This window comes from Aeromonas media, from assembly GCF_020423125.1.
Taxonomy (GTDB): Bacteria; Pseudomonadota; Gammaproteobacteria; order Enterobacterales; family Aeromonadaceae; genus Aeromonas; species Aeromonas media.
Window position 1 is genome coordinate 2,872,600 of sequence record NZ_CP075564.1, and the last position, 24,447, is coordinate 2,897,046.

Here is a 24,447-nt window from a genome sequence, read left to right on the forward strand (position 1 = left end):
GATTTGAGAGAGTGGGAGGCCGTTGCGGCCTCCCCGGTAGTGCGTGCTTACTGGACGATGCGCTTGGCAGCGGTATCCAGGGCTTCGTCAACGCTCTGACGGCCAGAGGTGACGTTCTTGAGGGCAGTTTCGAAGGAAGACCAGAAACGGCTCATCTCAGGCACGGACGGCATCGGCTCGCCATTCTGGGCGTTCTGCATGGTGGCCTTGATGTTGGGGTCGGTTTCCAGAGTCTTCTGGAAGGACTTCAGCGCCACGGCACCCAGCGGCTTGTCGGCGTTCACCGGTGCCAGACCGGCATCGGTCAGCAGGTAGTTCTCGAGGAACTCGATGGCCAGATCCTTGTTCGGGCTGGCGGCGTTGATGGTGGCACCCAGTACGCCGACGAAGGCCTTGGCCGGATTACCCTTCAGGGTCGGCAGCGGCGCTACGCCGTACTTGATGCCGCTCTTGTCCAGGTTGCTCCAGGCCCAGGGGCCGTTGATCATCATGGCCACTTCGCCCTTGTTGAACTTGGCATCCATGACACCGTAGTCGATGCCCTTCTCCAGGTGACCGGACTTGATCATCTCGGAGATGTAGCCGACGCCCGCCTTGGCACCCGCGTTGGCCACGCCGGTGTCTTTCACGTCATAACCGGTGGCGGTCTTCTTGAAGGCATAGCCACCGTTGGCAGCCACCAGGGGGTAGCTGAAGTAGGGGGTGTCATAGGCCCACATGATGGCGCGCTTGCCATTTTTCTTCATCTCTTCGTCGATCTTGGCGATCTCTTCGAAGGTCTTCGGCGGATTGGGCAACAGATCCTTGTTGTAAATCAGGCTGACGGCTTCCACCGCGACCGGGTAGCCATAGGTCTTGCCATCGACAGCCATGGCGTCCCAGGCGAACTGCTCGAACTTGGCCTTGGTGGCGGCGTTCGGCGTCACGGGCACCAGCAGACCGGCCTTGACCCACTCACCGTAACGGTCGTGAGCCCAGAAGAAGATGTCCGGGCCGTTGCCAGTGGCGGCGGCTTGCTGGAACTTCACTTCTACCTGATCCGGGTGAGCGACGGTCACCTTGATGCCGGTCTCGGCTTCGAACTTCTTGCCTACTTCGGCCAGGCCGTTGTAGCCCTTGTCACCGTTGATCCAGATGGTCAGCTGACCTTCGTCAATCGCAGCAGTGGCTGAACAAGCCACACCCAGGGTAGCCAGACCGATCAGGGATGACAGCAATTTCTTTTTCATGAGCCTTTCCTTGTATTAGTTCCGCGCTGTAAGAGCATTGTGTGCGAGATGTATATTATCCCAAGCCTGCAACGCCTCACATGACACGCCTCGCATTTTTGAAATGCAATTACGTATTTTCTTCCAGAAAGTTATGAAAACATTTTCTTATTTCAGCGACTTATCGGGATTTATCGCCATATTTTTGGCCTTGCACAGAAAACCAATTACCAAAAAGAAATAAATTTACACCAATGAAAGGGGTTTCACCTCAATGAAAACCCTTTCATCTCCATTATTTTGTTTAATGTGTTAACAAAAGTACCAAGCCGGATTCCAAGTTCATCTCCCCCTTAAATAAAAAGGCATCGGAGCGGACTCCGATGCCTTTTTGCCAGAAATGGCGAGTAGATCACATTATGACTGACGCAGCAGCTGATCCTTGAGGTTGGGCGGCACACCACGGATGGTCAGCGTGTCGGTCTGGGGATCGTAAAACACCCGACTGTTCAACAGCTTCTGCTCGAAGCTCAAGGTCAGGCCGCCGCCGGAACCGACGAACTTGGTCAGGCCACGCAGGGTGGATCTGTCCGCCGGGAAGCGTTCCTCCAGCTCATATTCCTGACCGATGAAGCTGTAAAAATCGAGGTCGCCACCTCCCGCATCTTTTGCGGAGAGTTCCGCCGAGAGCTCCTTGATCTCGATCTCTTCACCGGCGCTCGCCTGTTCGGTGCAATATTTGAAGACCTGTTTCTTGTAATCATTGCGCTCGGCGGGTTCGAGCTGACGGCTGTCGCAGTAATCGTCCACCGCCTGCAGCAAGCCTTTATTTTGTACCTTGGCATCCATGCCCTCACGGGCACCCAGCAAGTCCATGAAAAAGTCCCCCAGCTTGCGGCCGACCCGCCCCTTGCTGAAGGTGATATAACGGCGAGAGTCCGGCTGGGTTTTCCACTCGGTCAGATCGATGCGGGCCACCAGGTTGAGTTTGCCGATATCCAGATAATGAATGTGACGCAGGTCCAGCGCCTCGCTGACGGTGACGCTCTCCTTGCCCTCCAGCAGGGCGATCATCAGGTAATCGACCCCGACATAGTTGTATTTGGCAATCAGCAACACCCCTTGTTCATCGAGGGCGTGCTCCACCAACTGTTTGACCAGCATCTGGGTCAGGGTAATAGAGAAGGGGACGAATTCGGTCTGCTCGCCAAGCAGCTGTTCGAGGGCGATGCGAAAGGCCGGTGACGGCTGTCTGGGAGCCTCTTCACCTTCTGCCAGCTCGGCGACGTCGGCTTCCGGGTCGGCAAAGAAGCCGAAGCCCTTGCCACCCTTGCCGTTGTAGATGCGATGCAGTTCTGCCATCAGCCCTTGCACCGCCTCGTCGGCAGGCAGAGTCTGACTGCGGGTATCGGCGTGCGGCTGACCGTCATTGCCGGCGCGCAGGGAGTGAAGAATGATCTTGTCGATATCGAGACTCATGTCACAAAGCCATAGTGTTAGCCGAAAGGGTGAAGTATTATAAGGCGCTTTGAACCGAGATGAACCCAAGATTATGCCCATCGTATCAAAGTACAATAACGAGCAGTTTGACGCCCTGATGAACGACCTGATCACCGCCCTGGAGAAACACAAGGCGCCGGTGGATCTCAGTCTCATGGTGCTTGGCAACCTGACCACCAACATCATCAACGGTATGGCCCCGGCCCAGCGTCAGGCGATCACCGAGAAGTACATCCAGGCGCTCACCGCCTCGGTGGATCATCGCCACGATGCTCACTGAGTTTCTTCGCATTCTTTGATGTTTTTCAAGCAGATGGATCATTATGGTCGAAACCGGCAACCCCTATCGTGATAATGTCTCTCGCCTGATCACCTGGGGGCATTGGTTCTCCTTCTTCAACATCATTCTGGCCATGCTGATCGCGACCCGCTATCTGGGTTCCATCAGCTGGCCATCGACCACGCTCGGGGTCACCTATCTCATCATCAGCTGGATAGGTCATTTCTCGTTCCTGAGCTTCGTCACCTATCTGCTGACCGTCTTCCCCTTGAGCTTCGTGCTGCCCAGGGAGAAGCCACTGCGCTTCATTTCGGCCATCATCGCCACCCTGGCGCAGGTGCTGCTGCTCATCGACACCCAGGTGTTCCAGCTGTTCAAGTTCCACTTGAATGGCCAGGTGTGGCAACTGCTGCTGGATCAGGCCCAGACCGAAGAGGGCTCGATCTGGAGCATCATCTTCGTCGCCGTGCCCACCATCTTCCTGCTGCAACTGCTGCTGTCGGCCTATGTGTGGCGCAAGATCAACAAGCGCAAGCGCCGCCAGTACGGCAATCAGGTGGGGCTGGCCCTGCTGGTCTGCTTCATGCTGACTCACCTCGTCAACAGCTGGGCCGATGCAACCCTGTATCAGGCCATCACCATGCAGCGTGCCAACTTCCCGCTCTCCTACCCCATGACAGCCAGAAGCTTCCTGGCCAAGCATGGCTGGCTCGATCTCGAGCAGTATGAGAAGAAGGCCGAGAACCAGGGTAGCGCCGAGCATCGCCTGCTCTACCCCCTGCGCCCCCTCAGCGTGAGTGCCCCGGCCGAGCACAAGAACCTGCTGGTGGTGGTGGTCGACTCCCTGCGGGCCGACATGCTCAACAACATCAACATGCCCAATCTGCAGCGCTATGCGGATCAACACCTCAACTTTGCCAACCACATGAGTGGCGGCAACGATGACGCCATGGGGATATTCAGCCTCTTCTACGGGCTGCCGGGCCACTACTATGGCGATATCCGTGCCGACAAGCGCCCGCCGGTGCTGTTCGACGAGATGCTGCGCCAGGACTACCAGTTCGGCTTGTTCGGTGCGCTGGAAGATGCCCAGCAGTATCAGCAGAGCCTGCTCGCCGGCCTGCGCAAGCAGGTGTTTGTCTCCCGCCAGACCGACGATACACGCCTCATTGGCGACTGGCAGCAGTGGCTTGGCACACGCACCATGGACAGACCCTGGTTCTCTCTGGTCTATCTCTCGAGCCCGGGGGATTATCAAGTGCCCGCCAGCCTCAAGGGCCCCTTCCAGCCCGAACTGACCCGGTTCAACCCGGCCACCGCCTATCGACCCGAGAACCTGCAGAAGCTGGAGAATCGCTACAAGAACTCGGTGTTCTATACCGACCAACTGCTGGAACAGATGCTCGCCCAGCTGCAGCAACAGGGGCTCGGCGAACAGACCATAGTCGTCATCACCTCCAATCACGGCCAGGAGTTCAACGAAACCCAGAGCAACAGCTGGGGCTATGGCAGCAACTACTCCCCCTATCAGGTGCAGGTTCCCCTGGTGCTCGCCTGGCCTGGGATAGATAGCCAGCCACAGGAGCAGGCAAGCAGCCACCTGGATCTGGTGCCGACCCTGATGAAGGGCATGCTGGGGGTACGCAACCCCCCTCGGGACTACAGCACGGGGCGCAGCCTGTTCGACACCAGCCCGCGCAACTGGCTGCTGGCCGGCGATCAGAATGACTTTGCCATCTATCAGGACAACACCATCACCCAGTTCAACAAGCAGGGTGACTTCGAACTGCTGGATCGCGCCACCTATCGCCCCATCAAGCACGGCACCCCGGACATGGGAGCCATGATCCAGGTGATGAACGAGCTCAACCGTTTCTATCGCACCCCCTAGTTGCTCGCACGCCTCCAACCAGCCCGCCTTCTCGGCGGGCTTTTTATTGCCTCAAGATCCAGTCAGGACACCTCACTTCCCCTCCCCCGGCCGGCGCCCTTCGCAAACGTATGCCCTGCAACTACTGATTCATCTCTCAAAAAACTCAGTCCGATCAAGATCATAAAACCAAAATGATAATGATTATCAATTATTGAAGCGAAGGGATTCATCTGCAATAATCCGCGCCCTTCAGGCTTAAATAAAAATCATTATCAACAATGAAAACACTGCTTCACTACTGGCCCATGCTGCTGTCCGGTACAGCCCTGGCCGCCAGCGATCCCGCCGGGACAGATCCAGAACCCAGGGCCCACGAGACCATAGTGGTCAAGGGACAACGCATCGAGCAGAAGCTGTCCGATGTCTCAGGCTCCATCACCGTCATCACGGAAGACGATCTGGATCGCCAGGTCGCCACCGAACTCACCGACGTGTTCAAGAACGAACCCGGGGTCTCGGTGACCGGCTCCGCCGGTCGGCCGCAGAACATCATCATCCGCGGCATGGGCGGCAACCGGGTGCTCATCATCAAGGATGGGGTGCGGGTCAGCGACGGCTTCGGCGCCGACGACCTCAACGACAAGGTGGGCCGTTTCAGCTTCGATCTCGATGACGTCAAGCAGATAGAGGTCGCCAAGGGTGCCGGCTCCTCCCTGCATGGCTCCGACGCCATCGGCGGCACCATAGTCATCTCCACCAAGCAGCCGGAGGACTACCTGCAGGGGCAGGATGCCTATCTCGGCAGCAAGGTGCTGCAGGACGGCAGCAGCGACAAGCAGAAGCTGAGCGCCACCGGCGCCGCCCGGGTACTGGATAGCGAGCACCTGCTGCGGGTCTCCGGCTGGCAGGGGCACGAGACCGCCAACTATGACGAGAGCCGTATCCCGGCGGATCTGGACGGCCTCAGCGCCTCCACCAGCTCCCGCTTCCCGTTAAGCGATCACCACCTGCTGCGCCTGGAGCTCGACTACTTCGAGGACAATGCAAAGCGGGATCAGGGGCCGCGCGAAGTGCCCCAGCCCGACGGCAAGTGGCAGGTGCGCCAATACCACGAGCAGGGCAGCCAGCGCACCCAGGGGGGCAAGCTTGGCTGGGAGGCGAGCGATCTCGGCAGTCTGCTGGCGGATCAGTTCACCTGGAGCCTCTATGGCAACCACTCCAAGAACAGCGCCAACAAGCGCAGCCTGCTGCAAAACGACCTGCTGAGCGGCTACCCCCGCTATCGCAGTGAGCGGGAACTCTCCACCTTCACCGAAGAGAGGGTCGGCAGCGAGCTGGACGTGCGCCGGGATCTCGTCACCAGCGCCATCGCCCACAAGCTGAGCTACGGCGTCGAGCTGGAGCGTACCCGCCACGAGCGGCCGGTGGAGAAGCTGAGCCTGGAGGCGGGCGTGCCCCAGCCCAGCCAGTCCGAGCCCTTCAGCAGTGCCCGCACCGACCGGGCCGGCGTCTGGCTCGGTGATGTGGCGACCCTGGGCCGGTGGCAGTTCACCCCCACCCTGCGCATGGATCACCAGTGGCTGCGCCCGCAAGATGGCAACCAGGGCGAGAACCACAGCTGGCATCTCTCCCCGAGCCTGGCCACCAGCTACCGCGTCAACGAGCAGTGGCGCAGCTGGCTCAGCTATGCCAACGGCTTTCGGGCCCCCTCCTACGACAAGGTGTACGGCAACATTCCCCACTATTTCGCCCTGCCGCCATTCCAGATCATCGCCAACACGGATCTGAAGGAGGAGACCAGCCACAGCTTTGAGTGGGGGCTCAGCGGCGAGGGGGAAAACTGGAGCATCAAGCCGGCCCTCTTCTACAACCGTTACTACAACTTCATCGACTGGCGCGAGGTGGGGCTGCGCTTGAGTGACGGCGTCATCCTGCGCCAATACCGCAACGTGGCCAAGGCCGAGACCTGGGGCGCGGAAATTACCGCCAGCTACTGGCTGACCCAGGAGTGGGAGCTGACCACCAAGCTCGGCTGGGTCGACGGGGAAGACAGCCAGGGCGAGGCGCTGCGCACCCTGACCCCGCTGGAGGGCAACATTCGCCTGAGCTACCAGACCCATGACTGGAGCCTGGGGGTGCAGGCGGACTACGCCGCGGCCATGAGCCGGGTGCCCAGCTGCGGCAACAGCCTGACCAAGAGCCAGGATGCCTGCCTCACGAGCGCGGGCTGGTTCAGTCTCGCCATGACGGCGGACTGGCTGATCACCGATGCCCTCAAGGTCAACCTCAAGCTCGATAACCTGTTCGACACCCGTTACACCCGCTATCAGGACGTGGCCGGGCTGGAAGCCGGTACCGACGCCTCCCTCTTCACCCAGAGCGGGCGCACCTTGAGTGCCAGCCTGCGCTACACCTTCGTGGGGATCTGATGCACAGCCTGTTTGTACTGGCCAGCCTGCTGGCCACCCCGGCCCCGGCAGCCCCGCTTCCTGAGACAACCCAGGAGGCAGCGCCCCTTATCCCCGAGCGTCCACAACTGATGAAGGGGGAGATAGCCCGCCTCGATCCCTATGGCGGCTGGCGTGACGACAGCCGTCGCGCCCCCGAGCTGCTGGCGCTGCTGCGCGAGCAGAATCGCTGGACCGACGAGCAACTCGCCCCTCAAAAGCCCCTCGAAACAACGCTGCAAGCGGAGTGGCAGGCCAGAGAGCGGGGCGAGCCCCTGCCAAAGGAGTGGCTGACTCAGGCGGGCAGCCAATGGCGCATGGAGGCGGACGGCAGCCTGTGGCAGCGCAGCGACGCCCGCTCCCCCACCCGCCAGCGGCTGGCCCCCCGTCAGCCCGATCAGGGTTACTACGAGATTGCCGCCTGGGCCCTGCACCCGGATGGCCGCCTGCTTGCACTGGCCGAAGACAGCCGTGGGGACAGGGACTACCGCATCACAGTGCTGGATCTCGCGAGCGGCGAGACGCTCACCACCCTAGCGCACCGGGCCAGCGATCTGCTCTGGAGCCTGGATGGCAAGACCCTCTACACCATTGCCAACGAACCTCGCACCCTGCGCCCCTGGCAGCTATGGGCCTGGCAGGCCGGCAAGGAGGCGCTGGTGCACCAGGAGGCCGATCCCGCCTGGCTGCTCAGCCTCTATCGCACCACGGACAACCGCCACCTGGTGCTGCAGAGCAACAACCACGACGGCTCGGAGCAATACCTGCTGGATGAGGGCGGCCCGACCCTGCTCAGGGCCCGTGAACATGGGCTCGAATACTACCTGGATACCCAGGGGGACAGGGTGCTTGTCAAGAGCAACCGGGACGGGGCCATGGGACTTTATCAGGCGCCCAGCCTGGCGAGCCTGGCGACGGGTCCCTGGCAGCCCCTCTGGTCCGGCGAGGGCCGGGAGCTAGAAAAGTGGCGCCTGTTTGCCCGCCACACAGTGCTGCAATACCGCAAGGCAGGGGACGACTGGCTCGATGTGCTGGATGCAGGCGGCAAGCTGACCCACAGCCTCCCGCTCACCGACGGGGCGGGCACGGCCTGGATCCAGGGGGCCCATGATCCCGCCAGCCAGCAGATCCTGATCCGCCGCCAGGGCATGGCCGAGGCGCCGCACCAGCGCTGGCTGGATCTCGCCTCCGGTCAATGGCAAGCCGCTGACAAACCGGTCGCGAACCCCCTCTATCAGAGCGAACGGAGCTGGGTGGTGGGCAAGGACGGCGTCCGGGTGCCGGTATCCCTGGTATGGCGCAAAGAGATCACTGCGCCCAAGGCGCTGCTGCTCTACGGCTATGGCGCCTATGGCACCCCCATGCGCCCCTACTATCAGCCGCAGGTGCTGAGCCTGCTGGATCGCGGCTTCGTCTACGCCATCGCCCATGTGCGCGGCGGGGGCCTGCTGGGGGAGGCGTGGTACAAGGAGGGTCGCGGCCAGCAGAAGCAACACAGCGTGGACGATTTCCTGGCGGTGGCAGACAGCCTGGCCCGGGATCCCGCCATCGATCCGGACCGGCTGTTCGCCATGGGGGGCAGCGCCGGTGGCCTGCTGGTGGCGGCCGCCCTCAATCAGGCACCGACCCGCTTCGCCGGGGCCGTGCTGCAGGTCCCCTTCGTCGACCTGCTCGGCACCATGCAGGATCCCGAGCTGCCCCTCACCCGCCAGGAGTACGGGGAGTGGGGCAATCCGGCCATCCCGGCCGACTATTCGGCCATGCGCCGCCTGAGCCCCTACGACAACCTGCACGCGGCCCCCTACCCGCCCCTCTATGTGACGGCCGGGCTGCACGACAGCCAGGTGCCCTACTGGGAGCCGCTCAAGTGGCTGGCCCGCCTGCGGATCTACAGCACAGGGGCCGGTCCCTATCTGCTGCACACCGAACTCGACGGCGGCCATCTCGCCAGTGCGGGCACCGCGCAGCAGAAGGCTGCCCGTGAATATGCCTTCCTGCTCTCCCTGGCTGGGGTCCGTCACTGATGTCCGCCTTCACCTTTTCTGTTTTGGAGTCACCCATGAAACCCTCCTCCCTGGCCCTCTGGCTGGCGGCAACCCTGCTCCCCCAGCCCCTGCTGGCGGCCGAGCTGCAGTTTGTCGATGAGCCATCCCTGACCACCACACCCCAGGCCTGGCTGGAGCAGCGCCTCGGCGTGACGCTCGCACCCGACTACGACAGGGCCAGCCTGCTCGGCCATCACCATAGCTTCCGCATGCTGGTCAACGGCCTGCCGGTGGCCACCACCCAGGCCGCCGTCAGCATAGACGGCGCCGGCAGACCCTGGCGCCTCTATCACAATCTGCGCCCCTTGCAGAGTGCAGCGCCCGCCTGCGATGCCAGCACCAGCCTGGATCCCCTGCTGGACCAGCTGCGCGCCGACGGCAGCTTGATAGACCCGCTGGGGCCGGTCGAAGCCTGGTACTGGCGTGACGGCGACACCCTGGTGCCGGCCCTGCGCCAGCGGGTGAGCGAACACAAGGAGGGCAATGCCAAGGCCACCCGGGTCCAGCTGTTTGCCAGTTGCGAGGGGGATCGCGAGCTCGGCCGCTGGGGCGATCAGGCGAGCACCCAGGCGCAGCGTACCTCGGATGCGGGAGATCAGCGCGTCCTGGCGCGGGTGTTCGATCCCGATCCCCGCACCCAGTTGCAAGACGCCAGCCTGGTCTGGCACGAGGCCCTGGTGCTGGCGGATGCCGCCTATCAGGACAAGGTCTCCCTGCCGGTCAGCCTGCTGGGCTCGGACTATGTGCTGAGCAGCCCCCATGCCAGGGTGGTGGATACCATCGAGCCCACCACCGCCCCCTACCAGGCGGACAACCCGCAGGCCTTTCGCCTGACCCGGGACAACCCGGGCTTTGCCGACATCAACGCCTACTACCACCTGGATCTCGCCCAGCGCCACCTCAAGGCCCTCGGCTTCACCGACCTCATCCCCGGCGCCCTCGACGTCGACACGGACGCAGGCTATCAGGACAACTCCCTCTACGATCCGTTCGAGCGCAGGCTGGAGCTGGGCCGCAGCGGCGTCCCCGATGCCGAGGATCCCATGGTGATCTGGCACGAGTTCGGCCACGGGGTGCAGCACCACATCCTGCCGGATCTCGGGGAAGAGGGGGACTGGGGCGCCATCGGCGAGGGCTTCGGCGACTTCCTGGCCGCCAGCCATCGCCAGCGCAGCGAGGCGGGCCGCCAGTTCGAACCCGCCATGGTGTTCAACTGGGATGCCCGCTTCACCGACCGCACCCCGCGCCAGCTGGACGATGCTCGGGCCCGCTACCACCCGGACTACAACTACCCGGCCCACCGCACCATCAACGGCAGCAACGGGGATCAGCTGTGGGGCACCCCGCTGTTCCAGGCCCTGCTGGCATCGGTGGCCGAGCACGGGGAAGGGGCGCGGGACGAGTTCGATCGCCTCGTCATCGAGTCTCACTTCGGCCTGGGGCCCGCCATCCGCATGCCGCAGCTGGCCCGCATTACCGTGGACACGGCGGCGCGCCTCTATCCGGCGCGCTCCTATGCCCGCCATCTGGAGCAGGCGTTTCGCCAGCACGGGCTGCTGCAGGCCCCCGTCAACGTCGCCCTGGCCGAGGGCAGCGCCCTTGCGCTGGGGCAGCGTCAGTCGGTGCAGCTGAACCTCAGCAACGCCGGCAGCACCCCGGTGACCCTCAACACCCTGACCCTGTCCCTGCCCGCCGGCTTGCAGGCCGATCCCCTGGCCTGGTCAGCAACCACCCTGGCGGCCGGTGCCAGCCTCACCACCACAGTGCGACTGCTGGCCGCCAGCCCGCTGGCCTGTGGCGACGAGGTGAGCCTGCCGGTGAGCCTCGCCATGAGCGGCACCAGCCCGACCGAGCGTCAGTGGCAGCAGTCCATCACCCTGCCCATAGGCACCCCCGTCATCAGCCGGGCCAACGGCCAGCCGCTGACCCTCAAGGATGCCCAGAGCGAGGAGGTGCGCGGCATCAGCGAAACCAGCCTGGTGCTGGAGAAGAGCGACGCCCGGGTGAGCGATCGCCTGCAGCTGAACCTGGACTTGCAACACCAGGCCCTGGATGAGCTGGAGATCTGGCTCAACTCCCCCTCAGGCACCCGCATCCAGATCTGGGACAAGGGATACAGCCCGTTGCCACGGCTCAAGGGGGTCTTCCCCACCGAGCTGCTGCCCCTGCAGCCCTTCACCCCCCTGGTGGGAGAGCCGCTGGCCGGTCGCTGGACCCTGGAGGTGGTGGACAGCAAGCCGAGCCATCAGGGGCGCATCAACGGCTGGAGCATCAGCCAGCGCACCGGCGCCCAGTGTGGTGAGCCCGTCGCCCCGCCGGATGACGGCATCATCCACTTCGACACCGCGGACAGCAGCGGGGGCGGCACTGTCAATCTGCTCTGGCTGCTGCCGCTCACCCTCTGGCGCCGCCTCTGCCGTCGCGGCTGATCCATCCCCATAAAAGCAAAGAGGGGCCAAGGCCCCTCCAAGGACAAGAAATGAAGATGAGAATGACCCCGCTGGCCTGTCTGCTGGCCCCCCTGCTCAGCGCCTGTGGTGGTGGCGGATCCGATAAGGCGCCCCTGACCGCGCCGGACTACCGTCTGACGGTCAACCTGCCCGCAGCGGGCACCCTGTGCGTCAACCAGAACCAGAACGACAACTGCGAGCCAGGCGAGCCCGTGGTCAGTGGCGAGGCTGGCGCGCGCCAGTTGAGCGCCAGCGCCCCCGGCCTGCTCACCAGCCCCTTGCTGTTCCTCCCCCGGGAGCCGGGCGCCCTGACCCTGACCCACCCGGCGGCGCGCCTGGACGATCAGCACCTCACCCCCACCCCCTTGAGCACGCTGCTGCAGACCCGGGTCGCGGACGGGATACCGCCTGCCCAGGCCCTGGCCGAGCTGCTGCTCGCCCTTGCGCCCCTGCAACCGGGTCAGGGACTCGCGGCCCTGGTGCAGCTGGAGGAGTTCAACAGGGCTCTGGAGGCGCTCGCCCTGGCGACACGGGATGACGCCGCCAGCCTGCCCGGTCTCGCCACCGGCGAGCGCCAACGCCAGATCTGGCAGGGGCTGGTCACCCTGCTGCCCGAGCTCGCCCAGCACTTTGCCGCAAGCCCCGAGCTCCTGAGCCAACAGGCCAGACTCGCCGCCGTGCTGATGCAGCAGCAACCCCGGGCGTTGGTGACCGCCAGCGGCGTCACCACCTACACGGACGGGGTGGATTATCTGCTGACCCAGGAGCCTGCCGATCACCCGGGCCAGGAGGCGAGCCTGGGCCAGGAGGCGAGCCTGCGCTATCGCAAGCTGGACGGCAAGGGGCAGCCCCTGGCGGACAATGCCGACGAGTGGGAGTGCGTGGAGGATCTCAACACCGGCCTCATCTGGGAGAAGAAGCTCGATGATCCGGACAGTCCGCGGGATCTGCACAAAGTCTTCGCCTGGGAGTTTGGCAACTATCACCCCAGTCAGGCGGAGCTGGATTATGCCTGCCCCCAGGGGGAAGCCATCTGCTCCACCGAGCAGTATCGTCAGTGGCTCAATGGACAACGACTCTGCGGCATAGGGCACTGGCGCCTGCCCACGGCTCTGGAGCTCGGCAGTCTGCAACACTACGGCTCCCTCGCCCGCCAGGATGGCCAGCGGGTCAGCCTGGATGTGCGCTACTTCCCCGACGTCGGTCCCTCGAGCGGAGACTTCGATGGCAGCTACTGGACCCAGACCCTGACCCCATCCCGGCGCCTCGAGAGCGTCCCCATCGCCGTCATCAGCCCTCAGTTCCTGGGGGAGGATGCGGGCACCGATTACCCCTATGGCGTCCAGAACGAAAATGAAATCAATGCCATACAACTGCGCCTTGTGGCCGAGGTAACCCGATGAACAAGTATCTTCTGACCCTGCTGCTCACCCTGTGCAGCCCGCTGGCACTGGCCATCGCCATCTGCGACGACACCCTGCCGCGCTCCAGCCCCAGCTCCCGCTTCCTGGATCGCGGCAACGGCACCGTCACCGACCGGGCTTCCGGCCTCACCTGGATGCGCTGCCAGCTCGGCCAAAGCTGGCAGAATGGAAGCTGCAGCGGCGAGCCGACCCGGCTCTACTGGCAGCAGGCCCTGCTGACCACAGAGCGGATCCGCACCGAGCCGAGCCATGCCCTCCACGGTTTCGGCGGCCACACCGATTGGCGCCTGCCCACCATCAAGGAGCTCATCAGCATACTGGAGTCCGCCTGCTACAAGCCGGCATTGAACGAGACCCTCTTCCCCCGCGCCATGGCAGGGGACGGCAAGGAGGTGAACGACGGCTATGTCTACCTCTGGTCCTCCACCCCGGTGCCCGCCAGCAAGGGCGTCGCCTATCTGGACATCACCAGTGGCGCCGTCGGCATGCGGGCCCCCGGCTCCTGGGCAAAGCAGGTGCTGCTGGTAAGGTGAGCAGTCCGGGCGGGGACTCCCCTGCCCGGTTTACCCCCGAATGGCCCCTTTGGGGTGGAAGGCGTCAAAAAAGCATCAAATTACGTCACCCTGTGCCGGTTCAGGCTGGTTTTGCGCGCCGGAGCGCTGGCGTGAAACGGGCAGAGCGGTTAGTCTAGCGGCGTTGAACCAATCCCATGAGGTACAGATGAAAACCGTATTGCGTTTTAGCCTGCTGGGCGCCTTGTTACTGGGCGGCCATGCCTTCGCCGCCGAACCGAAAAAATTTGATATCAGCATGTTCCCTGCCGCCGAAGTGAACCAGGAACGTGTCGTGATCCGCCTGCCGGAAGTCGAAAACGAAGCCGACATGATGGTCGAGCTGCAAGTGGGCAAGAAGATGCTGGTGGACTGCAACCTGCCCCGCTTCGCCGGCAACCTGGAACAGCACAGCGTCAAGGGCTGGGGCTACAACTACCTGACCCTGGGCCAGGTCTCGGGTCCTGTCAGCACCCTGATGGCCTGCCCGGATGGCCAGAAGAAAGAGAGCTTCGTCCAGATCTATGGTCAGGGCTTCTTCGTGAACTACAACTCCAAGCTGCCGTTCGTCATCTATGTGCCGCAGGAGTATGAAGTGCGCTACCGTCTGTGGCGTGCCGACAACCTGGCGCAGCCAGCCATGATTGAATGAGCGCCCGACGCTCAGGTTCAGCCAATCCATGAACACATAAAGGCGCCGTATGGCGCCTTTATTTTATTGTTTTTACCCTGCAGAGACCGGGTCCAGCTGTACAAAACCTGACATAACTCCACTATTTTTCAGGCTTTTTGTGCTGCGGACCGCAAAATTCTCCCTCGGGATGAGACAAAGGCTGTTCGATAAAAGATATTTATTAACATAGTAAGAAAATTGATTTTGCACTCTGCGACGGCCTGATGATACTTGCCCGCAAAGGTCAAACTAACCAGAACAAGAGCACTATGAGCTTCGAATCAGACAAGCGTTTCAATGACTTCAAACATTTTCCCCGTGGCCTGCGTCGCAGTGGCGAATTCACCGTGGCCGAAGCGGACAGTCTGGAGAAGTACGGTACAGTGATGCTGGCGCTCTATCAGGGCAACCTGGCCCCCCGCGATGACGTAGAAAGCGCCTTCATCGAGCAGGTCAAGTCTGGCGCAGCCGGCAGCAACCCCCACGCCAAGGTATGGTTCAAGTACCTGAAGGTGATTGGTCCCAAGCGGGTGCACCGTCTGTGCACAGTCGCGGGTGGCGCCAATGAGGATGCGGGCGGCAGCTTTGAGGGCGGTGGCGGCGGTGGCAGCGACGAGTCCCTCGATTAATGGATACCGAGCTGCTTCGGACCTTCATCGAGGTCAGCAAGACCCGGCATTTTGGCCGGGCTGCCGAGAATCTCTACCTGACCCAGTCGGCGGTCAGCTTTCGGATCCGCCAGCTCGAGCAACAACTCGGGGTCAGCCTATTTGCCCGCCATCGCAACAACATCCGTCTGACCGCCTCCGGTGAGCGTCTGCTGCCTTACGCAGACGCCATCTTGCACACCCTGGGCCGCGCCAGGCAGGACGTGGCCCTCTCCCCCGGTTTCAGTCAGCAGCTCGCCATAGGTGCACCCGCAGTGTTCTGGGAGCTCGACTTCAATGACTGGCTCAACCACGTCTATGCCCTGGCCCCCGGTCTCGCGGTGCGCCTCGAGACAGCGTCTCGCGAGCACCTGTGCCGCCAGTTGCTGGAGCGCTCTCTCGATCTCGCCCTGCTCTCCGAGCCGACCAAGATAGACGAGATAGCCCTGCATCCCATAGGCGAGCTGGTGTTCGAGCTGGTGAGCCGGGAGCCGGCCGCCAATGCGGACAGCCTGATGCAGATGCCCCATATTCACCTCGACTGGGGCACCAGTTTCGAGCCCCCTTCCAGCCGGTTGCAGAGCCTGCAGAAGACCCCGGTGCTGCACTCGAGCTCGGCCAGCATGGCGCTGCAGTTCGTGCTGGCCAATGGGGGCGCCGCCTATCTGCCGCGGCGCATGGTGAGCCCCTTCCTGGAGCAGGAACAACTGCACCTGGTGGAAGGGGGACAGGCGCTGAGCCGCCCGCTCTACCTCGCCTATCTGGAGAAATCCGATCGCCGGGAGCTCATCGATCAGCTGCTCACCCTGCCGCTGGGGTGGGATGGCGCCGATCTGCGGCTGCCATCGGCCGAGTAGCCGGGCCTCAGCCTGACCTGCATGAAAAAAGGGGCCAAGCGGCCCCTTTGTTATGGATGCGTGCCGTCAGCCATGGTGACGACGGTCGTTGGCCTGGGCCAGCAGGGTGCGGCTCTCGCGCAGGAACTCGTCGGCGTGTTCGCCGAAGAAGCTGGAAACTTGCGAGAAGGCCTCGATGAAGCCCTCCCTGTCCCCCCGCTCCAAGAGCCCCAGCGCCTCGCCGAAGTTCTGGTAGTAGCGGCGGATCATCGCGAGGTTCTGCGGTGACGACAATATGATGTCGGCATAGAGGTGGGGATCCTGGGCAAACAACCGTCCCACCATGGCGAGCTCCAGCCGGTAGATGGGGGAGCTCAAACTCAGCAGGCGATCCAGATTGGCCTGCTCCCGGGAGAGGTGCCAGCCATAGGCGAAAGTGGCGAAGTGGCGCAGCGCCTGAATGAGGGTCATGGCCTCGTCGTGAGCCTTGGCCTCCACCTGCTGCAGCCGTGCGCCCCAGATGGTCATCTGATCCAGCAGCCACTGGCTGGCGGCGGGGTCGCGGCCCTGACAGCAGACGATCACCTGCTTGGCAAGGCTCGCCACATCCGGCCCGAACATGGGGTGCAGCCCCAGCACAGGCCCCTGGTGCACCGCCAGCATGTGCTCGAGCGGTGCCGACTTCACGCTGGTGACGTCCACCAGCAGGCAATCCGCAGGCAGCTTGCCGAGCCGGTCGATGACCTGGCAGGTTATATCGATAGGCACCGCCACCATCACCAGACCCGCATCGGCGAGGATCTCGTCAGCGCGCGGCCAGTCCCCCTGCTCCAGGGTCTCGACCCGGTAGCCGGAGAGGCCGAACATCTGGCCGAACAGGCGGCCAAGCTGGCCCTGGCCGCCGATGATGACCACCTTGCCAAGGGCCGGCTTCATGCACTTGAAGTGGTGCTCCTTGTCGCTGGTGGATTCCAGAATATAGGATTCGCGCATCACCCGGCGCAGCACGTCCTCGATAAGATCCCCGGGCACCCCCAGCCGTTCGGCCTCGGCGCGGCGGCGGGCCAGCATGCTAGCCTCCCTGTCCGGTGCATAGATGGGCAGACCGTGCCGGCTCTTCACCTCACCCACTTCCCCCACCAGGGCCAGACGGGCGGCCAGCAGATCAATAAGCTGCTTGTCCACCGCATCTATCTTGTCCCTGAGGGCATTCAACTCTTCAGCCATATCCAGTCCCTGCCGGCGCCGCTGGCGGCGGCGCCCTGTGATTCAAGAGGCAACAAGGTATCACCGCGTGGGCAGTGATACCTCTATGGTTCAATCAGTTACGACAAGATATCACGACTTACTGCGCGGTTCTGCTCTTGAGCGGCGCCGCCAGCTGGCTGTGGCAGCGGGCCAGCAGATCCGCCGTGGTCTCCCAGTCGATGCAGGCATCGGTGATGGAGACGCCGTAGCGCATCTGCGCCTTGGGCTGCTCGCTGGACTGGTTGCCCTCGAACAAGTTGGATTCGAGCATCACCCCTATGATGGAACGGTTGCCCTCCTGGATCTGGTGGATGACGTTGTCTGCCACCTTGGGTTGCAGACGGTGATCCTTGCTGGAGTTGCCGTGGCTGCAATCCACCACCAGACCGGGCAGCAGACCCGCCTTCTCCAGCGCCTCTTCCGCCAGCGACACATTGACCGAATCGTAATTCGGGTGCTTGCCGCCGCGCAGGATCACGTGGCCGTCCGGGTTGCCCTGGGTCTGCAACAAAGCGACCTGGCCCTGCTGGTTGATCCCCATGAAGGCGTGGGGGCTGGAGGCCGCCTGCAGCGCGTTGATGGCGGTGCCGAGGTTGCCGTCTGTGCCGTTCTTGAAGCCGACCGGCATGGAGAGGCCGGACGCCATCTCCCTGTGGGTCTGGGATTCTGTGGTACGGGCGCCGATAGCCGACCAGGAGAAGAGCTCAGCCAGGTATTGCGGGCTGATGGGATCGAGCGCCTCGGTGGCCAGCGGCAGCTCCAGCTCCGCCAGCCAGCAGAGCAGCTCGCGGGCACGGTGCAGCCCCAGCTCAACGTCGAAGGTGCCATCGAGGTTCGGATCGTTGATAAAGCCCTTCCAGCCGACCGTGGTGCGTGGCTTCTCAAAGTAGACCCGCATGACAATGTAGAGAGAGTCCTGGTAAGCATCATGCAGCGCTTTGAGTCTGGTTGCGTACTCTTTGGCGGCGTCCATGTCGTGGATGGAACAGGGTCCACAGATCACCAGCAGGCGGTGATCACGACGGTGGATGATGTCGGCTATGGTATTGCGGGCCCCTTGCACGAATGCCAGCGCCTTGTCGGAGATGGGCAGCTTCTCCTTGAGCTGGGCAGGCGTGATCATCACTTGTTCGGACTGGATATGGATGTTGTTCAGGGGGTCTCTTTGCATTTTCTCATTCTCTCTACTGTATTTAAGCCAATTGCGCCAAGGTGTATTTATTTATTTACACAAGTCAGCGCTTTGTTACGCAACCGCCCTCACCTTACCAAGGAAAAACAAACAATCAAGTGAAACTAGCGGTTTTCTGCATCAACAGATGGATTAATGACCACTTTCGTGACCAAAACAGCCAGAAAGTAGCGTGTGAAAGGCCCTTTGTACCACGAAAATTGTAAACAAATAATTACACCCTATGCCTCATCACGCCTTTGCCGGCCTGCCGCCATAAAAAAGCGGGGCACCTGGCCCCGCTTGCGTTCCCGTGTTGCTCTTCTTTTATTATTTGCCGTGGGCCTTGATGACCGCCACCGCCTTGTCGGGGAAGTCGCTGAACACCCCGTCCACATCCGCCTGATAGAGGAAGATGTTGAGCAAGTCGGTGAAGTCTTTCGCATAGGGCGGGATCTGGCCCTCATCCTGGCGGAAGGTATAAGGGTGCACCTTGAGACCAGCGGCGTGAGCCTCTTTCACCATGGCGGTGAACACCGGCTTGCCCGGAGTCCCCGGCTCGGTGACTATCATCGGCTTCCAGGGGCCTATGCCGTCGGCATAGCCGGCTATGGTCTTCATGGCGCCTGGCTTGAACATCCAGTCATAGTCGTAGGGGGTCGCCTTGCCCTTGGCGTCGTAGACCATGGTCTCATTCCAGTCGGTCTCGGCCATCAGCTGCACCAGCTTCAAGTCCATGCCCAGCGCCGGCATCAGCTCGCTGTCGATGCGTTTGAGCTCATCCACGTCGAAGCTCTGCAGATAGACCTTGTCGCTCTTGCCGGTATAGCCGTACTCCTTGAGCACTGTCAGCACCGCCTTGGAGATATCCTTGCCCTCGTGGCGGAACAGCCAGGGGGCCTTGATCTCCGGGTAGATACCGATCTCTTTGCCGGTGCTCTTGTTGAGCCCCTGGATCATCTCTATCTCTTCCTGGAAGGTGTGGATCTTGAAGTCGGACTGCCACAGCGGGAAGCGGGCCGGATAGACGGGCACCTGTTTGCCGTCCACCAGCTGGAACGGCTCCGTCATGCGCAGGGAGCGCACCTCGGCCAGGGTGAAGTCCACCACATAGTAGCGACCGTCCGGGCGGGCACGACCGGGGAAGCGCGTCGCCACGTCGGTGATGCCGTCGAGGAAGTGATCGTGCATCACCACCAGCTGGTCATCCCTGGTCATCACCAGATCCTGCTCCAGATAGTCGGCCCCCATGCCATAGGCCAGCGCCTTGGACTCCAGGGTGTGCTCGGGCAGATAGCCGGAGGCGCCGCGGTGGGCAATCACTATCTTGCCGCCATCAACGGCCAGGGCGGGCAATGCGAGGGCGACCCCGAGGCCCAGGGCCACGAGAGAGAGGTGAGGTTGTTTCATGAAAGGTGCTCTTTGTTATTGTTTATTGGATGTAGGTAGTTGTTATAGCAGAGGTTTATTGCAGTTTTACGGCGGGCGGCCAAGGGGCAGCCCGCCGCTTAAATCAGCTTGCCTTGGGCAGGGCGTGATGGTGTTCGAGCAGCCAGGCACCGAGCTGCTGCTGCTCAGATTCGGGCAGGCGCAGCCCCAGCTTGCTGCGACGCCACAGGATATCCTCTAGGGAGTGGGCCCACTCGCGGCTGATCAGATAGCGCACTTCCGACTCGTACAGCCCGGCACCAAAGTGCTGGCCGCGCTCCTCGTGCAACCAGAGACGGGCATGACTGCCATAGGCCTCGGCGATGCGGCGGGCGCTGCGCTCGTCCAGCCAGTCGAATTCGAGCATGTAGGCGCGGGCCAGCTCTGTGGTGGAGCAGTCGAACTCGCCGCCGGGCAGACGGCTGGTGGCGGTCCAGTCCTCACCCATCTGGCTGAACCAGGGCTTGAGCTTGTTGCAGGCGGCCTGGGCCAGCTTGCGATAGGTGGTGAGCTTGCCGCCAAACACGGAGAGCAGCGGCGCCCCGTCGGATTCGCCGGAGAGCTCAAGGGTGTAGTCGCGAGTCACCGCCTGGGGGGAGTCGGACTCGTCATCGCACAGTGGCCGCACCCCGGCATAGGTCCAGATGACCTCGGAGGGGGCAATCTGGCGGGTGAAGTGGGCGTTGACCACCTTGCACAGGTAATTTATCTCGGCTTCGCTGATCTTCGCCTCCCGCGGGCTGCCATGGTGCTCCACGTCCGTGGTGCCGATGAGGGAGTAGTCCTGCTGGTAAGGAATGACGAAGACGATGCGGTTGTCCTCGTTTTGCAGGATGTAGGCCTCTTCGCGCTCATGGATGCGCGGCACTATGATGTGGCTGCCCTTGATGAGGCGAATGCCGCGCGGGGATTTCTCGTGCAGGCTCTCGTCATAGAAGGTCTTGACCCAGGGACCGGCCGCATTGACCAGGCCACGGCAGGTGACGTTGAACTGCTCGCCCCCTTCCCGCTCCAGGGTCAGGGTCCAGTGCTTGGATCCGCGCACCGCCTTGACGCAGCGGGTGCGGGTCTGCACATCGGCGCCCTTGTCCCGGGCCATCATGGCATTGAGCACCACCAGGCGGGCGTCGTCGACCCAGGCGTCCGAGTACTCGAAGCCCTTGTTGATGCCGCTCTTGAGACCATCTTGCGGCAGGAAGCGCAGGCCGCAACTGCCCTTGAGCTTGTCGCGCTTGGCCAGGTTGTCGTAGAGGAAGAGGCCGGCACGGATCATCCAGGCCGGGCGCAGGTGCGGGCGGTGCGGCAGGCGGAATCGCATGGGACGGGCGATGTGCGGCGCCATGCCGAGCAGCACCTCCCGCTCCGCCAGTGCCTCTTTCACCAGCCGGAATTCGTAATGTTCGAGATAGCGCAAGCCGCCGTGGATCAGCTTGCTGGAGTTGGACGAGGTGGCCGAGGCGAGATCCTGTGCCTCGAACAGCGCCACCTTCAGCCCCCGCCCCGCCGCATCCGCCGCAATGCCGACCCCGTTGATGCCGCCGCCGACGACGACCAGATCATAATGTTCGCTCATGTTCACCTACTTTCTTATTTTGTGTTCGCCATGCCGGCAATGTTTGATTTCGCTCATATTAGAACATGAAAAAATGATAAACGAACATTTTATGAGGGAAATGTGATCGCGATTGTTCTGACAATGCTAAAAATGCTGCCGGTCGGTGACAAAGTGCCGCCCCAAGCCCTCGCCATTGTCCCTACTGCCAGGGCGAATCTGCCGCAACGGATGCGGACGCGGCTGGCCGAGGCCGAAGGAGCCCGGCCCTGAAGCAGAGATTGCCCAGAGGCAAACCACCGAGGACGAGAAGAGAGCCGTTGTTTTTCCGGCCGAGACGGCGCCACAGGGACAGAAGGAGAGAGGCTGCAGGGGCAAGGCGCCCCGCCTGGGGACCCCGTTAGAGAGCAGCAAGAAAGCGGCCGCCTGACGGCGGCCTGATGCTAGTGCGGCGTGGGAATACTCAGCAGATGTGGCAGGCGATCTGATGCTGGGACATCAGTCGCATCAACTTCTCCGGCGGCTCCTGATCCGTGAACAGGGCGTGGATCTGATTGAGGTTGCCGAGGTTGACCATGGCATTGCGCCCGAACTTGGTGTGGTCGGCGGCCAGGAACACCTGGCGGGAGTGGGCGATGATGGCCTGGGCTATCTTCACCTCGTGGTAGTCGAAATCGAGCAAGGAGCCGTCGTTGTCGATACCGGATATACCGATGACGCCATAGTCCATGCGGAACTGGCCGATGAAGTCGCGGGTCGCCTCCCCGACGATGCCCCCGTCCCGGTTGCGGATCTCGCCACCGGCGATGATGACGGTGAAGTCATCCTTGGCGGTGAGGATGCTGGCGACGTTGAGGTTGTTGGTGACCACCCGCAGCTCACGGTGATCGAGCAAGGCGCGGGCGATGGCCTCGGTGGTGGTGCCGATGTCGATGAAGAGCGATGAACCGTCGGGAATATTGGCGGCCACCTCGCGAGCGATGCGCTCCTTCTCCTTGAGCTGCATCACCTTGCGGGCGCTGTAGGCGGTATTGACGGTACTCGAATGCAGGGAGGCCCCGCCGTGATGGCGCCGGATCTTGTTCTGCTCGGCGAGATCGTTCAGATCCCGGCGAATGGTCTGGGGGCTGACGTCAAAATGGGTCACCAGGTCGTCGGTCGAGACAAAGCCCTGCCTTGTCAGAACGTCCAGGATCTCCAGATGTCGTTGGGTTTGCTTCACGCTTGCACTCCGCTTGAGAGACGAAAAAAGGCCCCGGCATTGCGGGGCCTTTGGCAGTGTACCCTATCCCTTTTCGGACTGATAAGGGCAGGATCACGTTTTATGCCTTGTCGGCAGCGGCCTTGTGGGCGATCGAGATGTTCTCGTGCTTGAGGGTCAGGGCCAGCAGTACGATAGAGAGCACGCAGGAGATGGTCAGCACCAGGAAGCCGCCGTCCCAACCGAAATGGTCGACCGTGTAGCCCAGCATGGCGTTGGCCGCCACGGCGCCCCCCAGATAACCGAACAGACCGGTGAAACCTGCCGCGGTACCGGCGGCCTTCTTCGGCGCCAGCTCCAGGGCATAGAGACCGATCAGCATGACGGGGCCATAGATAAGGAAGCCGATGGCGACCAGGGCCATCATGTCGATGGTCGGGTTGCCCGCCGGGTTGAACCAGTAGACCAGCACGGCCACGGTCACCAGTACCATGAACAGGATACCGGCCGGGGCGCGGCGGCCCTGGAACATCTTGTCCGAGATCCAGCCACACAGCAGGGTGCCCGGGATCCCCGCCCACTCATAGAGGAAGTAGGCCCAGGAGGAGTGATCCACGCTGAAGTCCTTGGCTTCCTTGAGGTAGGTCGGTGCCCAGTCCAGCACGCCGTAGCGAATGAGGTAGACGAAGGCGTTGGCAATCGCGATGTACCACAAGAGCTTGTTGTGCAGCACGTACTTCATGAAGATCTCCTTGGCGGAGAACTCCTGCTCGTGACTCTCGTTGTAATCCTTCGGGTAGTCGTTCTTGTACTCCTCGATGGGCGGCAGACCCACGGACTGCGGGGTGTCACGCATCACGAAGAAGGCGATCACCGCGATGGCAGCCGCAGCCGCAGCCGGCACATAGAAGGCGCTGCGCCAGTCATTGAACCAACCCATGCCGAGGATGAACAGCGGACCTATCATGCCGCCACCCACGTTGTGGGCCACGTTCCAGACCGAGACGATTTCGCCCCGCTCCTTCTGTGACCACCAGTGCACCATGGTGCGACCGCAGGGCGGCCAGCCCATGCCCTGAACCCAGCCGTTCAGGAACAACAGCACGAACATGATGGCGATGCTGGAGGTGGCCCAGTGCACAGTCCCCATCATGAACATGATGCCGGCCGAGAGTAGCAGGCCGGCGGAGAGGAAGTAGCGCGCATTGGAGCGGTCCGACACGTTCCCCATCAGGAATTTGGAGAGACCGTAGGCGATGGAGACACCGGACAGGGCCAGCCCCAGATCACCGCGAGAGAAGCCCTGCTCGATGAGATAGGGCATCGCCAGACTGAAGTTCTTGCGCACCAGGTAGTAGCCGGCATAACCGAAGAAGATCCCGAAAAACACCTGCCAACGCATGCGTTTGTAGAAGGGGTCCACCTTGTCGGCCGGTAGTCGGTCGATGTGGGGTGCAGGCCTGAAGAGACTAAGCATGTTCTGCTTCCTTATTGTTGTTATGGGCGATTGAGGGTGCCCCGATCGTGCCTGCGACCAGTTGAGTCCTTACTTCGCAAGCGAGCCTATTGTGCTCATATGTGAACATTTAATCTGTGATGAAGGCTAAATTATTGCAGTTTTATTACAAAGAATGTCACCCAATGAGTGATCGCGCATCGGCCTCCAGCCCTTGCAGGGCACGGAATTTGGCTACCCACTAAGGAGTATTAGTGCCGCTAACTGTTGCTTTTCGTCACATTTTCTTAGCAATGAATGGGATCTTGTCCACATTTCCGGTGGCGGGGGTCTGGTGAATTGGCACAGAAGGTTTATTTTCTCTCTCGTCCAAGAACGAGCGCAAACGAGCATAACGTTTGCGTCAGCTCAAACAACAAGAAGAAACGTTTTCGGACTCAAGAAATGGGAATGCAAG

The 24,447-nt window shown here is 62.2% G+C and carries 18 protein-coding genes; 10 read left to right on the forward strand and 8 right to left on the reverse strand.

Annotated features, from left to right (window positions below; translation table 11 throughout):
- Positions 1–47: 47 nt before the first annotated feature.
- Positions 48–1,229 (reverse strand): maltose/maltodextrin ABC transporter substrate-binding protein MalE, encoded by a 1,182-nt coding sequence (gene malE, locus KI797_RS13140; RefSeq protein ID WP_005328161.1) that lies wholly within the window; start codon positions 1,227–1,229, stop codon positions 48–50.
- A gap of 396 nt (positions 1,230–1,625) precedes the next feature.
- A complete protein-coding gene (yejK, locus tag KI797_RS13145) occupies positions 1,626–2,687 on the reverse strand; it encodes a nucleoid-associated protein YejK (RefSeq protein WP_042648273.1) in 1,062 nt (353 codons plus the stop codon).
- 73 nt (positions 2,688–2,760) lie between these two features.
- Between yejK and KI797_RS13150 the strand changes: the two genes are divergently transcribed.
- From KI797_RS13150 to hdfR, 10 genes are all read left to right on the forward strand, one after another.
- The gene (locus KI797_RS13150; RefSeq protein ID WP_011705556.1) at positions 2,761–2,988 is read left to right on the forward strand and encodes a YejL family protein; all 228 of its coding nucleotides are present in this window, start codon (positions 2,761–2,763) and stop codon (positions 2,986–2,988) included.
- A 43-nt stretch (positions 2,989–3,031) separates the two neighbouring features.
- Complete coding sequence (locus KI797_RS13155; RefSeq protein ID WP_226169651.1) at positions 3,032–4,879, forward strand: DUF3413 domain-containing protein; 1,848 nt, start codon at positions 3,032–3,034, stop codon at positions 4,877–4,879.
- Between the two features lie 260 nt (positions 4,880–5,139).
- Positions 5,140–7,290 carry a TonB-dependent hemoglobin/transferrin/lactoferrin family receptor gene (locus tag KI797_RS13160; RefSeq protein ID WP_226169652.1) on the forward strand — a complete coding sequence of 717 codons (2,151 nt, stop codon included), beginning with the start codon at positions 5,140–5,142 and terminating at the stop codon, positions 7,288–7,290.
- Positions 7,290–9,332 carry a prolyl oligopeptidase family serine peptidase gene (locus KI797_RS13165; RefSeq protein WP_226169653.1) on the forward strand — a complete coding sequence of 681 codons (2,043 nt, stop codon included), beginning with the start codon at positions 7,290–7,292 and terminating at the stop codon, positions 9,330–9,332. Before KI797_RS13160 ends, KI797_RS13165 begins: the two co-directional genes overlap by 1 nt.
- Before the next feature lie 35 nt (positions 9,333–9,367).
- The gene (locus tag KI797_RS13170) at positions 9,368–11,782 is read left to right on the forward strand and encodes a proprotein convertase P-domain-containing protein (RefSeq protein WP_226169655.1); all 2,415 of its coding nucleotides are present in this window, start codon (positions 9,368–9,370) and stop codon (positions 11,780–11,782) included.
- A gap of 62 nt (positions 11,783–11,844) precedes the next feature.
- Entirely contained in the window at positions 11,845–13,206 is a 1,362-nt protein-coding gene (locus KI797_RS13175) for an Lcl C-terminal domain-containing protein (protein ID WP_319003263.1), read from the forward strand.
- Positions 13,203–13,760: an Lcl C-terminal domain-containing protein gene (locus tag KI797_RS13180; RefSeq protein WP_226169659.1), complete on the forward strand. Its 558-nt coding sequence runs from the start codon at positions 13,203–13,205 to the stop codon at positions 13,758–13,760. The genes KI797_RS13175 and KI797_RS13180 overlap by 4 nt, the downstream gene beginning before the upstream one ends.
- A 187-nt stretch (positions 13,761–13,947) precedes the next feature.
- Entirely contained in the window at positions 13,948–14,430 is a 483-nt protein-coding gene (gene eco / locus KI797_RS13185; RefSeq protein ID WP_005328180.1) for a serine protease inhibitor ecotin, read from the forward strand.
- Positions 14,431–14,720: 290 nt separating this feature from the next.
- A complete protein-coding gene (gene maoP, locus KI797_RS13190) occupies positions 14,721–15,080 on the forward strand; it encodes a DUF413 domain-containing protein (RefSeq protein WP_005328181.1) in 360 nt (119 codons plus the stop codon).
- Positions 15,080–15,955, forward strand: a complete 876-nt coding sequence (hdfR, locus tag KI797_RS13195; protein WP_161507370.1) for an HTH-type transcriptional regulator HdfR — start codon at positions 15,080–15,082, stop codon at positions 15,953–15,955. Before maoP ends, hdfR begins: the two co-directional genes overlap by 1 nt.
- 66 nt (positions 15,956–16,021) lie before the next feature.
- Here the strand turns inward: hdfR and tyrA are convergent, their stop codons facing one another.
- From tyrA to glpT, 6 genes are all read right to left on the reverse strand, one after another.
- Complete coding sequence (gene tyrA / locus KI797_RS13200) at positions 16,022–17,161, reverse strand: bifunctional chorismate mutase/prephenate dehydrogenase (RefSeq protein WP_161507371.1); 1,140 nt, start codon at positions 17,159–17,161, stop codon at positions 16,022–16,024.
- Between the two features lie 118 nt (positions 17,162–17,279).
- On the reverse strand, positions 17,280–18,353 hold the full coding sequence (locus KI797_RS13205) for a 3-deoxy-7-phosphoheptulonate synthase (protein ID WP_139751563.1): 1,074 nt from the start codon (positions 18,351–18,353) through the stop codon (positions 17,280–17,282).
- A 330-nt stretch (positions 18,354–18,683) separates the two neighbouring features.
- Positions 18,684–19,763, reverse strand: coding sequence for a glycerophosphodiester phosphodiesterase (gene glpQ / locus KI797_RS13210; protein WP_161507372.1), 1,080 nt, complete (start codon positions 19,761–19,763; stop codon positions 18,684–18,686).
- A 103-nt stretch (positions 19,764–19,866) separates the two neighbouring features.
- A complete protein-coding gene (gene glpD / locus KI797_RS13215; protein ID WP_161507373.1) occupies positions 19,867–21,354 on the reverse strand; it encodes a glycerol-3-phosphate dehydrogenase in 1,488 nt (495 codons plus the stop codon).
- A 442-nt stretch (positions 21,355–21,796) separates the two neighbouring features.
- Positions 21,797–22,555: a DeoR/GlpR family transcriptional regulator gene (locus KI797_RS13220; RefSeq protein WP_005328190.1), complete on the reverse strand. Its 759-nt coding sequence runs from the start codon at positions 22,553–22,555 to the stop codon at positions 21,797–21,799.
- Between the two features lie 100 nt (positions 22,556–22,655).
- The gene (gene glpT, locus KI797_RS13225; RefSeq protein ID WP_042648339.1) at positions 22,656–24,011 is read right to left on the reverse strand and encodes a glycerol-3-phosphate transporter; all 1,356 of its coding nucleotides are present in this window, start codon (positions 24,009–24,011) and stop codon (positions 22,656–22,658) included.
- Between the last annotated feature and the right edge of the window lie 436 nt (positions 24,012–24,447).